The 13,731-nt window shown below is 60.1% G+C and carries 16 protein-coding genes; 8 read left to right on the plus strand and 8 right to left on the minus strand.

Annotated elements, in window-relative coordinates:
• Window positions 1–24 precede the first annotated feature (24 nt).
• The 6 genes from AC07VR_RS26985 to AC07VR_RS27010 form a co-directional block, all read right to left on the minus strand.
• On the minus strand, window positions 25–876 hold the full coding sequence (locus tag AC07VR_RS26985; RefSeq protein WP_494990732.1) for an AraC family transcriptional regulator: 852 nt from the start codon (window positions 874–876) through the stop codon (window positions 25–27).
• 2 nt (window positions 877–878) lie between these two features.
• Window positions 879–1,877: a hydrolase gene (locus AC07VR_RS26990; RefSeq protein ID WP_494990731.1), complete on the minus strand. Its 999-nt coding sequence runs from the start codon at window positions 1,875–1,877 to the stop codon at window positions 879–881.
• A gap of 77 nt (window positions 1,878–1,954) precedes the next feature.
• Window positions 1,955–2,575, minus strand: coding sequence for a 16S rRNA (guanine(966)-N(2))-methyltransferase RsmD (gene rsmD / locus AC07VR_RS26995; protein ID WP_495013094.1), 621 nt, complete (start codon window positions 2,573–2,575; stop codon window positions 1,955–1,957).
• On the minus strand, window positions 2,575–4,065 hold the full coding sequence (locus tag AC07VR_RS27000; RefSeq protein WP_494990729.1) for a M16 family metallopeptidase: 1,491 nt from the start codon (window positions 4,063–4,065) through the stop codon (window positions 2,575–2,577). Before AC07VR_RS27000 ends, rsmD begins: the two co-directional genes overlap by 1 nt.
• A complete protein-coding gene (locus AC07VR_RS27005) occupies window positions 4,058–5,413 on the minus strand; it encodes a M16 family metallopeptidase (RefSeq protein ID WP_495013095.1) in 1,356 nt (451 codons plus the stop codon). The genes AC07VR_RS27000 and AC07VR_RS27005 overlap by 8 nt, the downstream gene beginning before the upstream one ends.
• Window positions 5,414–5,703: 290 nt before the next feature.
• Window positions 5,704–5,850 carry a hypothetical protein gene (locus AC07VR_RS27010; protein ID WP_494990727.1) on the minus strand — a complete coding sequence of 49 codons (147 nt, stop codon included), beginning with the start codon at window positions 5,848–5,850 and terminating at the stop codon, window positions 5,704–5,706.
• Here AC07VR_RS27010 and ftsY point away from each other — a divergent pair.
• From ftsY to rpoH, 4 genes are all read left to right on the plus strand, one after another.
• Window positions 5,849–7,387, plus strand: coding sequence for a signal recognition particle-docking protein FtsY (gene ftsY / locus AC07VR_RS27015; protein ID WP_495013096.1), 1,539 nt, complete (start codon window positions 5,849–5,851; stop codon window positions 7,385–7,387). The two genes, AC07VR_RS27010 and ftsY, sit on opposite strands and share 2 nt — an antisense overlap.
• The gene (gene ftsE, locus AC07VR_RS27020) at window positions 7,384–8,055 is read left to right on the plus strand and encodes a cell division ATP-binding protein FtsE (RefSeq protein ID WP_494990725.1); all 672 of its coding nucleotides are present in this window, start codon (window positions 7,384–7,386) and stop codon (window positions 8,053–8,055) included. The genes ftsY and ftsE overlap by 4 nt, the downstream gene beginning before the upstream one ends.
• Window positions 8,052–9,074, plus strand: coding sequence for a permease-like cell division protein FtsX (gene ftsX / locus AC07VR_RS27025; RefSeq protein WP_495013097.1), 1,023 nt, complete (start codon window positions 8,052–8,054; stop codon window positions 9,072–9,074). Before ftsE ends, ftsX begins: the two co-directional genes overlap by 4 nt.
• 113 nt (window positions 9,075–9,187) lie before the next feature.
• Window positions 9,188–10,042, plus strand: a complete 855-nt coding sequence (gene rpoH, locus AC07VR_RS27030) for an RNA polymerase sigma factor RpoH (protein ID WP_494990723.1) — start codon at window positions 9,188–9,190, stop codon at window positions 10,040–10,042.
• A 175-nt stretch (window positions 10,043–10,217) separates the two neighbouring features.
• Here the strand turns inward: rpoH and mtgA are convergent, their stop codons facing one another.
• On the minus strand, window positions 10,218–10,940 hold the full coding sequence (gene mtgA / locus AC07VR_RS27035) for a monofunctional biosynthetic peptidoglycan transglycosylase (protein WP_495013098.1): 723 nt from the start codon (window positions 10,938–10,940) through the stop codon (window positions 10,218–10,220).
• A 74-nt stretch (window positions 10,941–11,014) separates the two neighbouring features.
• Here mtgA and AC07VR_RS27040 point away from each other — a divergent pair, with 74 nt between their 5' ends.
• From AC07VR_RS27040 to trmB, 4 genes are all read left to right on the plus strand, one after another.
• Complete coding sequence (locus AC07VR_RS27040) at window positions 11,015–11,386, plus strand: DUF423 domain-containing protein (RefSeq protein WP_495013099.1); 372 nt, start codon at window positions 11,015–11,017, stop codon at window positions 11,384–11,386.
• A 90-nt stretch (window positions 11,387–11,476) separates the two neighbouring features.
• Window positions 11,477–11,677 (plus strand): sulfur carrier protein ThiS, encoded by a 201-nt coding sequence (gene thiS, locus AC07VR_RS27045; protein ID WP_494991175.1) that lies wholly within the window; start codon window positions 11,477–11,479, stop codon window positions 11,675–11,677.
• A 60-nt stretch (window positions 11,678–11,737) separates the two neighbouring features.
• The gene (locus AC07VR_RS27050; RefSeq protein ID WP_494990720.1) at window positions 11,738–12,532 is read left to right on the plus strand and encodes a thiazole synthase; all 795 of its coding nucleotides are present in this window, start codon (window positions 11,738–11,740) and stop codon (window positions 12,530–12,532) included.
• A 9-nt stretch (window positions 12,533–12,541) separates the two neighbouring features.
• Window positions 12,542–13,267 (plus strand): tRNA (guanosine(46)-N7)-methyltransferase TrmB, encoded by a 726-nt coding sequence (gene trmB / locus AC07VR_RS27055; RefSeq protein WP_495013100.1) that lies wholly within the window; start codon window positions 12,542–12,544, stop codon window positions 13,265–13,267.
• A gap of 136 nt (window positions 13,268–13,403) precedes the next feature.
• Here the strand turns inward: trmB and AC07VR_RS27060 are convergent, their stop codons facing one another.
• Window positions 13,404–13,727 (minus strand): DUF3392 domain-containing protein, encoded by a 324-nt coding sequence (locus AC07VR_RS27060; protein ID WP_494990718.1) that lies wholly within the window; start codon window positions 13,725–13,727, stop codon window positions 13,404–13,406.
• Window positions 13,728–13,731 lie beyond the last annotated feature (4 nt).

Consider the following 13,731-nt stretch of genomic DNA (forward strand, 5'->3'; position numbering starts at 1 on the left):
CTTGTTGCCCGCATCTTAGGCAGCTCAGGAAAAGTCTGTCTTGAACGATCTTGCGCTTGCGGTCCGATAAGCCCCCGGCCCGACGCCATAGACTTGCTTGAACTGCCGGCTCAGATGGCTCTGGTCGGCGAAGCCCAATTGCGTCGCCACTTCCAGCGGCAGGCAACCTTTGCGCAACAATGCCCGCGCTTGAGCAATGCGCTGCTGCATCAGCCAGGTATGTGGCGGCATGCCGGTTGCCCGGCGAAACACTCGGGCGAAATGAAAGGGTGACAGGTTAACCGCAGTGGCCAGTTCCTCGAGGGAGGGCGGCGAGGCCAGTTGCGATTGCAGCAGCTCTTTGGCCTGGACGATGGCGCGATGTTCCTGCCCTGGCTTACCGGGCGTGGGCACTCCCGCGTGCCGTTGCAGCAAAGACAGCATCATTTCCCGCCAGACTGTCTGCTGTTGCAGCGCCGTGGCCGGGCTTTCCAGCAACCGGTGCAGCTGGCAGAAGCCGCTCACCAGGTCCGGATCGCGATAGAGCGTGGCACCGAATGCCGGAAGGCTGTTGGCCGGGAGTTCGAGCTCGGCCAGCAGTGAGAGAATCTGCTCGTTGTCTGGATAAAAGGCCCGATACAGCCACCCGTCATCGGTACCTTTGTGGCCGGTGTGCAATTCGTCCGGATTGATCAGCACCAATGTCCCGGTGCCCGCCAGATGTTCTGCGCCGCGATAGCGATAACGCTGGGCGCCGGCCATGATCAGGCCAATGACATAACCATCATGCACATGGGGTACAAAACGGTGCTCGATGTAGCGGGCGGCCAATAACTCGACACCGGCCAGCGGCGCGGCTTGCCAGAAGCGGATCGACTCGCCCTCAGTGTTCATCATCGCTACCTGTGACCTGCACCGGTCAGCCAATGCGGGATACGGCGTTCCAGGTAGTAGCCGGGTTTGTGCAGGGTTCCGTCGACAAAACCGACATGCCCACCCTTGGTCTGCAGTTCAAACTGCGTGCTCGGTGACAGCTCTTCAGCCTGCGGCAAGCTGTGGAGGGATACGAACGGATCGTCAGCTGCCTGAATGATCAGGGTCGGTGTGCGGATGGCCCCGAGAAAATAACGACTGGAGGCGCGCCGGTAATAGTCTTCGGCATCCAGAAACCCATTCAGTGGCGCGGTGACCCGGCCGTCGAAATCCCAGAAAGTCCGCAAGTTGTCCAGCGAGCCGAGCCCGTCCAGGGTGGCCAGGCCTTCGTGGCGGCCGTCATGCAGGAATCGCCGTTGCTTGTTTTTGATGTAGGCCAGCATCTCGCGCATGAAATGCGCCTGATAAACCCTGGAAAAACCCTGGCCGATACGGTCAGCGCACTGGTCGAGACGAAAGGGGACCGAAACCGCCACGGCGCCCAGCAGCTCGCTGTCGTGGCCGGTTTCCCCGAGATGTTTGAGCAGCACATTACCGCCCAGCGAATAGCCGACTGCATACAACGGAGCCAACGGCCGCTGGGCCCGCAGATGGCTGATCGTTGCCGCGAGGTCTTCGCTGGCGCCGGAGTGATAGCTGCGTGGCAACAGATTCGGTTCGCCCGAGCAGCCGCGCCAGTTCAGCGCCACGCTGGCCCAGCCTCGAGCTGCCAGCACTTTTTGCAACCCGGCCACATAGGGCGAGTTTGAAGACCCGGTCAGTCCGTGCAACACCAGCACCAAGGGGGCATTGGAGCTATGAGGGCCATGCCAGTCGAGGTCGAGGAAGTCGCCATCTTCAAGCCAGAGTCGTTCACGTTGCCGGTCGAGATGAGTGGTTTTGCGCCACAGTGGGCCCCACAAGGTTTGCAGGTGCGGGTTGCCCAGGCCAAAGGCGGGGGTGAAACGATCTGACGGTGTAGGCACGATTTTTCTCGGTGCACAATTGCGCACCCAAGGTCTGTCAACAGACCCCGGGTATGAACCTTTTTCAGGCCTGTCGATTAACCGACGGTCTCTGCCATACGTTGCCACAGCGCGTAGTGCACCCGCCCGGATTTTTGCTCCCGGTGCAGGCGCCAGCTGGCTGGAAGGCCGAGCGTCGAGGGCGCCGTTTCGCTTTCAGTATAGATCCACGCGGCGTCGGCCAGCCATTGGCGCTCTTCCAGCAGTGTGCAGGCAGCGGGCAACAGGTTCTGGTTGAACGGTGGATCGAGAAATACCAGGTCGAACGGCGTCGCCGGCTGGGTTTCCAGGTAGCGCAAGGCGTCTGCGGTCTGCACCTGACCGGTGGTGCAGCGCAGGGTGCCCAGGTGCTCGCGCAGACTGGAAACGGCAATGTTGCTACTGTCCAGCGCCTGGCCCATGGCAGCGCCACGGGACAGCGCTTCGAGGAACAGGGCGCCGCTACCGGCAAACGGGTCGAGCACCTTGGCCCCGACGACGTACGGTGCGAGCCAGTTGAACAGGGTTTCGCGGACGCGGTCCGGGGTCGGGCGCAGGCCCGGAGCGTCCGGGAAGCTCAGGCGACGGCTACGCCATTCTCCGCCGATGATACGCAGCTGACCAACGCCGTTATGGACGTTGTGAACAGGTTTTTTGCTGGGACGCGATGGGCTGGCCATTAATGCTCCGGAACCCCGAGCGGTTGCTCGGCAGGTTTGTCAGTAGGGGCCGGTAACGGCTTTTGTGGAACGGTTGGCCCAGCGCTGACAATAACCATTTTGTCAGCGCTCAGGTGTTTGTTCAGCGCAGTCTTGACCTGGTCGACGGTCAGGCTTTGGGACTGTTGCATGAAGTCTTCAAGGTAGCTCAGTGACAGGTTGTAGAAACCCATGGCACCAAGCTGACCGACGATATCGGCGTTGCTCGCGGTGGACAGCGGGAAGCTGCCGGCCAGTTCACGCTTGGCGTCGTCCAGTTCTTTCTGGGTCGGACCGGTTTTCAGGTAATCGGCGAGAACGTCCTGGACCAGTTTCAGCGTTCCTTCGCTCATCTCGGCGCGGGTTTGCAGATTGATCATGAACGGCCCGCGGACCTGCATCGGGGAGAAACCGGAGTATACGCCATAGGTCAGGCCGCGCTTCTCGCGGACTTCGTCCATCAGCCGTGTACCGAAACCACCACCGCCGAGGATCTGGTTGCCCAGGGACAGCGCCGCGTAGTCCGGATCATCACGGTCAATGCCCAGTTGCGCGAGCATCAGATTGGTCTGATTGGACGGGAACTCGATATGGCCAATACTGGCCTTTGGCTCAACCGGTTGCTCGATTTTGGCCAGCGCCGGACCTTTCGGCAGCGCGGCGGAAACTTGCGCGGCAACGGCTTCGGCTTCCGTGCGTGACAGGTCGCCGACCAAGGCAATCACCACATTGCCAGCGGCATAAGCCTTGTCATGGAACGTCCGTATTTGCGCAGGGGTGATCGACGGAATACTTTTTGCCGTGCCATCGCTGGCGTGGGCATAAGGATGATTGCCGTACAAGCGGTTCATCAGCTCAAGGCTCGCCAGTTTGCCGGGGCTCTGCTTCTGATATTCGAAACCGGCGAGCATCTGGTTTTTGATTCGCGCCAGCGAGTCAGCCGGGAGTGTCGGTTTGCCCACGACTTCGGCAAACAGCTTCAAGGCAGGTGCGCGTTTATCAACGGCGCTCAAGCTGCGCAGCGATGCTATCGCCATGTCTTTATAAGCACCATTGCCAAAATCGGCACCTAAACCTTCGAAGCCTTCGGCAATCGCGCCGACGTCTTTACCAGCCACGCCTTCATTGAGCATGGCGTTTGTCAGCAGCGCCAGACCGGGTGTGCTGCCATCCTGGCTGCTACCCGCGGCGAAGGTCAGGCGCATGTCGAACATCGGCAGTTCGCGGGCTTCAACGAACAGCACCTTGGCGCCTTCGGCGGTTTTCCAGGTTTGTACGTCCAGCGCACGGTGGCTTGGCGCCTTGCCGTCCAGCTCGGTCAGCGATTGCAGCTTTTTGCTGGCCTTGGCCTGATCGAGTGCCTGGCTGGCATCGGATTGGCCTGGGCGGCTGAAGTAGAAGCCCAGTGAAACGACCAGCGCGACGAGTACCAGGCCGATCAAGGCCAGGCGTGATTTTTTGCGCTCACTCATGTGTTGTCTCCTCGGGCAGGACATGCGCAACGCTGAGACGTTCGCGGGTGAAATAGGTGCGGGCGGCGTTGCGGATGTCTTCCGGAGTCACGCTTTGCAGCTCGGCGAGTTCGGTATCCATCAGTTTCCAGGACAGACCGACGCTCTCCAGCTGGCCGATGGCAGTGGCCTGGCTGGTGATCGAGTCACGCTCGAAGACCAGGCCGGCGATCACCTGGGCGCGGACGCGCTCCAGTTCATCCGTGGTGGGGGCGGTGGTTTTCAACTGTTCGAGCAGGCGCCACAGGCCCGCTTCGGTCTGGGCCATGGTTTTCTTTTTCTGGGAGTTGGGCGTCGCAGAGAGCGTGAACAGACTGTCGCCGCGGGTGTAGGCGTCGTAACTCGACGAGCCACCGGAGACCAGCTCTTCGCCGCGCTCCAGTTGGGTCGGAAGGCGTGCGCTGTAACCGCCATCGAGCAGGGCCGAGATCAGTCGCAAGGCATTCACCGAGCGCTTGTCCACCGCAGTGGCGATGCTTGGCACGTTGAAGCCCAGCATCAGGCTCGGCAGTTGGGTCTTCACGTGCAGGGTGATCTGGCGTTCGCCGGGCTCGGCCAGCTCCAGCGGGATCTTCGCTGGCGGTATGGCACGTTTGGCGATCGGACCAAAGTAGCGTTGGGCCAAGGCTTTGACTTCATCCGGGGTCACATCACCGACCACCACCAGCGTGGCGTTGTTCGGCACATACCAGGACTGGTACCAGCGGCGCAGGTCTTCGACCTTCATCCGGTCCAGGTCCGCCATCCAGCCGATGGTCGGCGTGTGGTAACCGCTCGCCGGGTAAGCCATGGCCTTGAAGCGCTCGAAGGCCTTGGACGTCGGCTTGTCGTCGGTGCGCAGGCGACGCTCTTCCTTGATCACTTCAATTTCGCGGCTGAACTCATCGGCCGGCAGGCGCAGGTTGGCCATGCGGTCGGCTTCCAGTTCGAAAGCCACGCCCAGGCGGTCGCGAGCCAGTACCTGGTAAAAGGCGGTGAAATCGTCGCTGGTGAACGCGTTCTCTTCGGCGCCCAGATCGCGCAGGATCAACGAGGCTTCGCCGGGACCGACTTTCTCGCTGCCCTTGAACATCATGTGTTCCAGGGCGTGGGACAAACCGGTCTGGCCCGGGGTTTCATAACTGGAGCCGACCTTGTACCAGATCTGCGAAACCACCACGGGAGCGCGATGGTCTTCGCGCACGACCACTTTCAGGCCGTTGTCGAGGGTGAACTCGTGGGTGGGCTGTGGGTCGGCAGCCAGAGCTGAAAGAGGCAGACAAACTGTGCTGAGCAACAGGCCTGCGGCGCGGCGGGCTAGAGCATTCATTCGTTTTTAAACCTGTTGGGCTGCCCGCTTGGTCTTGGCGTCGGCGGGCGAGAGGTTGGGGCGTGTCATCAATCATTACCGGTACCGCGCACTATCAGGCCGGTTTTCAGGCGGCCACGCGGTACTGGTAATGATTGATGACACGCCCTAGGATACTGATCCGTTTTACTGGCGGCCACGCCTATCAGGCCTTTGAACGGTCAGCAGGTTGTTTGGGTTTGCGGCTGAAGCTTTGAGTTTGTCAACTAAACTCTGCGTTTTCGCCGACGATGCCGTACCAGTCCTTCGTATTAGTCGACCTTTGAGGTGCCGATGGGCACCTCGACAAAATGTTGCGCGTGAACAAGCTGGCTAAAAAGCAGTCTGTTCTGCATCGAATATTTATCTGTCGAGGCGTCACATTGGCGCGTCGCTACCTTGAGATAGCCGTCATCCATGTTTGGTTCCAACGACGACAAGAAGAGCCCAGCTGCGGCTGGCGAGAAAAAAAGCCTGTTCGGGTGGCTGCGCAAAAAGCCGCAGGAAACCGTCGTCGAACAGCCAAAGCCACTTCCTGAGGCCGTTCCTGAGCCGGTAATAGAAGCTGCGCCCGTTGCACAAGCGCCGGCGCCGCTGGTGTTGCCGATCACCGAGTCGGTGCATCAGCCGGCAGCTGAACCTGCTCCGGCGCAGGAAGCACCGCTGACGCCGGAAGTCGAGCACAAGCCCTGGCTGGTCCTGCCGGTGGCAGAAGAGCCGGTGGGGCTGGTCGAAGATGAGCTGGCGCCGCATATCACTCCGCCGATTCCTGCGCCAACGGTCACTCAGCAAGCGGTAGAGCTACTGGCTGTCGAGCCGATTTCGTTTGTTGAGCCGGTTGCTGTTGAACCCGATGTCCCAGAGTCAGTGATTGCCGCATTTGTTGCTCCAGAACCTGTCCAGGCTCCGGCGCCAGTGCCAGTCGCTGCACCGGTTGTTACTGCGCCAGTTGCGCCAGTACCCAGCGCGCCGAGTGAATTGCCTGCAGCCGCGGAGCCGGTCGGTGCCAGTCGCGAAGAAAACAAAGTCGGTTTCTTTGCCCGCCTCAAGCAAGGCCTGTCCAAGACCAGTGCCAGCATCGGCGAGGGCATGGCCAGCCTGTTCCTGGGCAAGAAGCTGATCGATGACGAATTGCTGGAAGACATCGAAACCCGTCTGCTGACCGCTGACGTCGGTGTCGAAGCGACTTCGGTGATCATCCAGAGCCTGACCCAGAAGGTCGCACGTAAACAGCTGGCCGACGCCGATGCACTCTACAAGTCCCTGCAGGCCGAGCTTGCGAGCATGCTCAAACCGGTCGAGCAGCCACTGAACATCACCTCGCAGAACAAGCCATTCGTGATTCTGGTGGTTGGTGTGAACGGTGCCGGTAAAACCACCACTATTGGCAAGCTGGCGAAGAAACTGCAACTCGAAGGCAAGAAAGTCATGCTTGCGGCCGGTGATACCTTCCGTGCGGCGGCGGTCGAGCAATTGCAGGTCTGGGGCGAGCGCAACAAGATCCCGGTGATCGCCCAGCATACCGGGGCCGATTCCGCGTCTGTGATCTTCGATGCAGTCCAGGCCGCCAAAGCCCGTGGCATTGATGTATTGATCGCCGACACCGCCGGTCGCCTGCACACCAAAGACAACCTGATGGAAGAACTGAAGAAGGTTCGTCGGGTTATCGGCAAACTCGACGCCGATGCGCCGCACGAAGTACTGCTGGTGCTCGACGCCGGCACTGGCCAGAACGCTATCAACCAGGCCAAACAATTCCATCAGACGGTCGAGCTGACCGGTCTGGCGTTGACTAAGCTCGACGGCACGGCCAAGGGCGGGGTGATTTTCGCCCTGGCCAAGCAATTTGGCCTGCCCATTCGCTACATCGGTGTCGGTGAAAGCATCGATGATCTGCGTACTTTTGAAGCCGAACCCTTTGTCCAGGCACTTTTTGCCGAGCGGGAGCGTTCATGATTCGTTTCGAACAGGTCGGTAAACGCTATCCGAACGGACACGTCGGCTTGCATGAGCTGAGCTTTCGAGTCCGAAGGGGCGAATTTTTGTTTGTCACGGGCCATTCCGGCGCCGGTAAAAGCACCTTATTGCGGCTGTTGCTGGCCATGGAGCGCCCGACTACCGGCAAGTTGCTGCTGGCCGGCCAGGATCTGGGTCAGATCAGCAATGCCCAGATTCCTTTCCTGCGTCGGCAGATTGGCGTGGTGTTCCAGAACCACCAGTTGCTGTTCGATCGCACGGTGTTCAACAACATCGCCTTGCCGTTGCAGATTCTTGGTCTGTCCAAGGCTGAAATCGCCAAGCGCGTGGACTCGGCCCTCGAGCGTGTGGCGCTTTCGGACAAGACCGACCTGTACCCGGGTGACCTGTCCACCGGCCAGCAACAGCGCGTCGGTATTGCCCGTGCCATCGTTCACCGCCCGGCACTGCTGCTGGCGGACGAACCGACGGGTAACCTCGACCCGCGTCTGGCGGCGGAAATCATGGGTGTATTCGAAGACATCAACCGGCTGGGCACCAGCGTGCTGATCGCCAGCCACGACCTGGCGCTGATTGCCCGCATGCGTCATCGCATGCTGACGCTGCAACGCGGCCGCCTTATCGGCGACGGGGAGGCTGGGGCATGAGTGCGACACGCAGTCCGAAGGTTTCCGAGCGTGTGGCGCCAAAGGCCGCCGACCCGCAACCGCAGAAGAAAAAACGCGACGATGACGACGGCCCGGACTTCAGCACCTTGCTGTATGCCTGGATCGAGAGTCACCGCGCCAGCCTGCTGGACAGCCTGCGTCGCCTGGGCAAACAGCCGATCGGCAGCTTTTTCACCTGTCTGGTGATGGCCGTTGCCCTCAGCTTGCCGATGGGGCTTTCGCTGTTGCTGAGCAATGTCGAACGTCTAGGCGGGTCCTGGCAGCGTGCGGCGCAGATTTCCCTGTACCTGCAACTCGACGCCAGCGCCAACGAAGGCGAGCACCTGCGTGAGCAGATCAAGGGCCTGCCGGGCGTCGCGGATGCTGAGTACATCAGCCGTGATCAGGCGCTGGAAGAGTTTCAACAGCAGTCTGGCCTGGGCGAGGCGCTCAAAGAGCTGCCGCAGAATCCGTTGCCAGGCGTGGTCCTGGTGACCCCGAATGAAGTCGACAAGCCCACCCTTGAAGCATTAAGACAAAGACTTTCCGGGCTGCCGAAGGTGCAACAGGCACAGCTTGATCTAGTCTGGGTCGAGCGCCTGGCAGCGATTCTCAAGCTGGGGGACCGTTTTGTGTTCGGTCTGACCGTGCTTTTGGTTTCTGCATTACTTTTGGTGATAGGCAATACCATTCGTCTTCATATTGAAAACCGCCGCACAGAGATAGAAGTGATTAAACTCGTCGGCGGCACTGACAGCTATGTGCGTAGGCCCTTTCTATATATGGGTGCGCTTTATGGCTTCGGTGCAGGGATTTTTTCCTGGGGCGTATTGGCGTTCGGCCTCAACTGGCTGAACGACGCGGTGGTCGGGCTGGCCGGGTTGTACGGCAGTGATTTTGCACTGGCGGGGGTGCCACCCGCCGATGGTCTATCGCTCTTGCTTGGCGCGGTGCTGTTAGGGTATATCGGTGCTTGGATTGCGGTAGCACGCCACCTAAGGGAGCTTGCGCCGAAGTAGTGTCTTTTTGCTTGTATTGACCTTTCAGCTTTCTAGGGAACTTGTCCTACGGTTCCCGGTCAATTTTCGCAGTGCTGAACTGCACGAGTTATGTGAGTCGGAGGTTTTTTCGTATGACCACTTCTTTGCAACCTGCATATGCTTTAGTCCCGGGTGCAAACCTGGAGGCTTATGTGCACACGGTGAACAGCATCCCATTGCTGACACCGGAGCAGGAGCGTGAACTGGCCGAGAGTCTCTATTATGAGCAGGATCTTGGGGCGGCTCGGCAGATGGTGCTCGCCCACCTGCGTTTTGTAGTACATATAGCGCGTAGCTATTCCGGCTACGGTCTGGCTCAGGCTGACCTGATCCAGGAAGGCAACGTCGGCCTGATGAAAGCGGTAAAACGCTTCAACCCGGAAATGGGTGTGCGCCTGGTGTCGTTCGCCGTGCACTGGATCAAGGCTGAAATCCACGAATTCATCCTGCGCAACTGGCGCATCGTCAAGGTCGCCACCACCAAGGCTCAGCGCAAGCTGTTCTTCAACCTGCGCAGCCAGAAAAAACGTCTGGCCTGGCTGAACAACGAAGAAGTCCATCGTGTGGCAGAAAGCCTCGGCGTAGAGCCGCGGGAAGTGCGCGAGATGGAAAGTCGCCTGACCGGCCATGACATGGCCTTCGACCCGGCTGCGGAAGCAGACGACGACAGCGCCTTCCAGTCGCCGGCCAACTATCTGGAAGACCACCGGTACGATCCGGCGCGTCAACTGGAAGACGCCGACTGGACCGACAACTCCAGCAGCAACCTGCACGAAGCGCTGGAAGTGCTCGACGATCGAAGCCGCGACATTCTCTACCAGCGCTGGCTGGCAGAAGATAAAGCCACGCTGCATGACCTGGCGCAGAAGTACAACGTGTCAGCCGAGCGTATTCGTCAGCTTGAGAAGAGCGCGATGAACAAGCTGAAACTGTCGATCGCCGCTTAAAACGCAGCGTCCAGACAAAAAAAACGCCCCGATCTGATCGGGGCGTTTTTGTTTGTGCTGTTGTAGGAGCGAGGCTTGCCCGCGATAGCTGCGACCGAGGTATATCTGAAACATCGCGTCATCGTTCATCGCGGGCAAGCCTCGCTCCTACAGGTTCTGCATCACTCTCCAATGATCACAGCGCCCAAGGCGCCCTGCGCGAATCGTTCAACCCCGCGAGATAGCCATCCCCACCCAACTGGCCCATCTGCTGACGAATCCAGCTCGCGCGTCCTGCAACATAGCTGCTCGGATGGCTGGCGCTCCAGGCTCGCGGGTTAGGCAGTACGGCCCCCAGCAGGCTGGCCTGCTGACGCGACAAGGACGCCGCGCTGACGCCGAAGTGATGCCGAGCCGCCGCTTCGGCGCCGAACACGCCGTCATCCCACTCGACGCTGTTGAGGTACACCTCAAGAATCCGCTGCTTGGGCCAGAAGACTTCGATGAGCCCCGTGAACCAGGCTTCCAGGCCCTTGCGCAGCCAGCTGCGACCGGACCACAGAAACAGGTTTTTCGATACTTGCTGGCTCAGGGTGCTGGCACCGCGGATCGAGCCGCCTTGCTCGTTATGGGCGAGCGCCGCCTCAATCGCGCCGAAATCAAAACCCCAGTGCTCGGAGAACTTCTGGTCCTCGCCGGCAATCACCGCGATTTTCAAGTCGTCGGATATCTCGTTCCACGGCCGCCAGCTGCGTTGCAGCTCAATAGGCTCGCCGTCGAACCAGGATTCGACCTTGCGTTCGATCATCAACGCCGTCCCTGGTGGTGGCACGACGCGAAACACCAGTACCAGCAAAACGCTGCCAACTGCGAACCAGAACAGGGCTTTGGTGAAACGACGAAAAAGTAAACGCAGCATAGAGATGGCTTGGTCGAACCCGTGGAGCGGGTCATTATACAGACCTTGTTGAATGATTCTGACTGGAGTTCCTCATGCTGCGTGGCTTTCTGATGCTGGCTGCCTTCTTCGGGTTTACCGGCGTCGCCCTTGGAGCGTTTGCTGCTCATGGCCTGAAAAGTCGCCTGAGCGCGGAGTACCTGGCGATTTTTCACACAGGGGTCACTTACCAATTGGTGCACGCCCTCGCATTGCTGGCGGTAGCGTTGCTGGCGACACAGATTTCCGGGCGTTTGATGAACTGGGCGGGCGCTTCATTCGCTATCGGCATCTTGCTGTTCTCCGGCAGTCTGTACCTGTTGACCCTGACCGGTGTCAGCACGCTGGGTATCGTCACGCCATTTGGCGGGTTGGCCTTTCTGGTCGGCTGGTTCTGCCTCGGCCTTGCCGCTTGGCGGTTGAGCTGACCGAGCGGTCCATTTCATGACGAATGGCTTGGGTCGGCCTGACTGATCGGGCTAGAATGCTGGCCCCTAAAAATGATGACGGCATCCGGCATGCGCATTCAGTTGAACGGTGAATCCTTCGAACTGCCCGACGGCGAAACCGTCGCGGCCCTGCTGAACCGTCTGGATCTGACCGGACGCCGGGTGGCGGTCGAACTCAATCTGGATATCGTCCCGCGCAGCCAGCACGCCGAGACGGCCCTCGCCGAGGGTGACCAGGTCGAAGTGGTGCACGCCATCGGCGGCGGTTAGATCACTGGTTATTCAGCGTCGACACATTCTGCAGAACCTCACCCCAACAGAGGATTTCCCATGAGCAACGTTCGTAGCGATAAGCCCTTCGTCCTGGCCGGTCGTACTTACCAGTCGCGTTTGCTGGTAGGTACCGGCAAGTACCGTGACATGGAAGAAACCCGCCTGGCCATCGAGGCCTCGGGTGCCGAGATCGTCACCGTTGCCGTACGTCGGACCAATATCGGCCAGAACCCGGGTGAACCGAACCTGCTCGACATCCTGCCGCCGGATCGTTACACCATCCTGCCGAACACCGCCGGTTGCTATGACGCGATCGAAGCGGTGCGCACCTGCCGTCTGGCCCGCGAACTGCTGGATGGTCATAACCTGGTCAAGCTTGAAGTCCTGGCTGATCAGAAAACCCTGTTTCCCAACGTAATCGAAACCCTCAAGGCCGCTGAAGTACTGGTCAAAGAAGGTTTCGACGTCATGGTCTACACCAGCGATGACCCGATCATTGCCCGACAATTGGCAGAAATCGGCTGCATCGCCGTGATGCCGCTGGCCGGCCTGATCGGTACTGGCCTGGGGATCTGCAACCCGTACAACCTGCAGATCATCCTCGAAGAAGCCAGGATCCCGGTGTTGGTGGATGCGGGTGTCGGTACTGCTTCCGACGCGACCATCGCCATGGAGCTGGGTTGCGAAGCGGTGCTGATGAACTCGGCCATCGCTAACGCGCAGCAGCCGATCATGATGGCTGAAGCCATGAAACACGCCATTGTGGCAGGCCGTCTGGCGTATCTCGCCGGGCGCATGCCGAAAAAACTTTATGCCAGCGCCTCCTCGCCGCTGGATGGTCTGATCAAGTAAGAGCCATTGATGACTGAATCAAACGACACGCCTATCCAGCAGGAAGAAGGCGAAGAACGCCAGCACCGCCGCATCAAGAGCTTCGTGATGCGCGCCGGGCGTATGACCGAAGGCCAGCAAAAAGGTCTGGAACAAGGTACGCCGCTGTTCGTTCTGCCGCTGGCCGATGCGCCGGTGGACTTCGACCAGGTGTTCGGTCGTTCCGCGCCGCGCACCCTGGAAATCGGTTTCGGCATGGGGCATTCGCTGCTGGAAATGGCTGCGGCTTCACCGGAACAGGATTTCATCGGCGTTGAAGTTCACCGTCCGGGTGTCGGCGCGCTGCTCAATGGCGTGCTGACTCAGGGCCTGACCAACCTGCGGGTCTACGATTGCGATGCGATCGAAGTGCTCAATCGTTGTATCGCGGATAACAGCCTCGATCGCCTGCTGCTGTTTTTTCCGGACCCGTGGCACAAGAGCCGCCACCACAAGCGTCGCATCGTTCAAGAGTCGTTCGCTGAGCTGGTGCGTAGCAAGTTGAAAGTTGGCGGCGTGCTGCATATGGCCACCGATTGGGAACCCTATGCCGAGTACATGCTGGAAGTCATGGACGTCGCGCCGGGCTACCGCAACCTCGCCGAAGACGGCAAATGCGTACCGCGTCCGGCCGAACGCCCGATCACCAAGTTCGAACGCCGTGGCGAACGTCTTGGGCATGGCGTGTGGGATTTGAAGTTCGAAAAGCTGGCCTGATCAGCCAGTGCTGAAATGATCGTTCCCACGCTCTGCGTGGGAATGCACATCCCGTGACGCTCTGCCTCACAGCCAAAATCGGACGCAGAGCGTCCATGGCGGCGTTACCACGCGGAGCGTGGGAACGATCAATGGCTCAGCGGCGGTCTGCGACGACGCCGATCAACACCAGCACCACCAACAACACCGGCGCCAGGCTGTAGTTGTTGAACTGGCTCAGGCCGCGAACAATCCACGGTGTGGCGTAGATCAGTGCGGCGCCGCTGCCGATCATGCACAGCAGGGCCATCAACGGGACGCGCAAGGCGCCGGCGATGCTGCCCAGGCGTTGCTCGATCCAGCCTTTGATGTCTGCGCCGAACAGCACCAGCAGGCAGCCGACAAGCGCCAGAGCGATTTCCGAAAGGTTGCTGCGACTCCAGCGGGACACGGTGGCGAGCAGGTCGAGTACCAGATCCATTCGA

The sequence above is a fragment of the Pseudomonas sp. GW821-FHT02H09 genome, from assembly GCF_059421425.1.

Coding starts and splice junctions, on each gene's coding strand:
- thiS (WP_494991175.1), top strand. CDS start 11,477: ATGCGCATTCAGTTGAACGGTGAATCCTTCGAACTGCCCGACGGCGAA.
- AC07VR_RS26985 (WP_494990732.1), bottom strand. CDS start 876: ATGATGAACACTGAGGGCGAGTCGATCCGCTTCTGGCAAGCCGCGCCG.
- AC07VR_RS27040 (WP_495013099.1), top strand. CDS start 11,015: ATGCTGCGTGGCTTTCTGATGCTGGCTGCCTTCTTCGGGTTTACCGGC.
- ftsY (WP_495013096.1), top strand. CDS start 5,849: ATGTTTGGTTCCAACGACGACAAGAAGAGCCCAGCTGCGGCTGGCGAG.
- mtgA (WP_495013098.1), bottom strand. CDS start 10,940: ATGCTGCGTTTACTTTTTCGTCGTTTCACCAAAGCCCTGTTCTGGTTC.
- ftsE (WP_494990725.1), top strand. CDS start 7,384: ATGATTCGTTTCGAACAGGTCGGTAAACGCTATCCGAACGGACACGTC.
- AC07VR_RS27005 (WP_495013095.1), bottom strand. CDS start 5,413: ATGAATGCTCTAGCCCGCCGCGCCGCAGGCCTGTTGCTCAGCACAGTT.
- rsmD (WP_495013094.1), bottom strand. CDS start 2,575: ATGGCCAGCCCATCGCGTCCCAGCAAAAAACCTGTTCACAACGTCCAT.
- AC07VR_RS27010 (WP_494990727.1), bottom strand. CDS start 5,850: ATGGATGACGGCTATCTCAAGGTAGCGACGCGCCAATGTGACGCCTCG.
- AC07VR_RS27000 (WP_494990729.1), bottom strand. CDS start 4,065: ATGAGTGAGCGCAAAAAATCACGCCTGGCCTTGATCGGCCTGGTACTC.
- AC07VR_RS27060 (WP_494990718.1), bottom strand. CDS start 13,727: ATGGATCTGGTACTCGACCTGCTCGCCACCGTGTCCCGCTGGAGTCGC.
- AC07VR_RS27050 (WP_494990720.1), top strand. CDS start 11,738: ATGAGCAACGTTCGTAGCGATAAGCCCTTCGTCCTGGCCGGTCGTACT.
- trmB (WP_495013100.1), top strand. CDS start 12,542: ATGACTGAATCAAACGACACGCCTATCCAGCAGGAAGAAGGCGAAGAA.
- rpoH (WP_494990723.1), top strand. CDS start 9,188: ATGACCACTTCTTTGCAACCTGCATATGCTTTAGTCCCGGGTGCAAAC.
- ftsX (WP_495013097.1), top strand. CDS start 8,052: ATGAGTGCGACACGCAGTCCGAAGGTTTCCGAGCGTGTGGCGCCAAAG.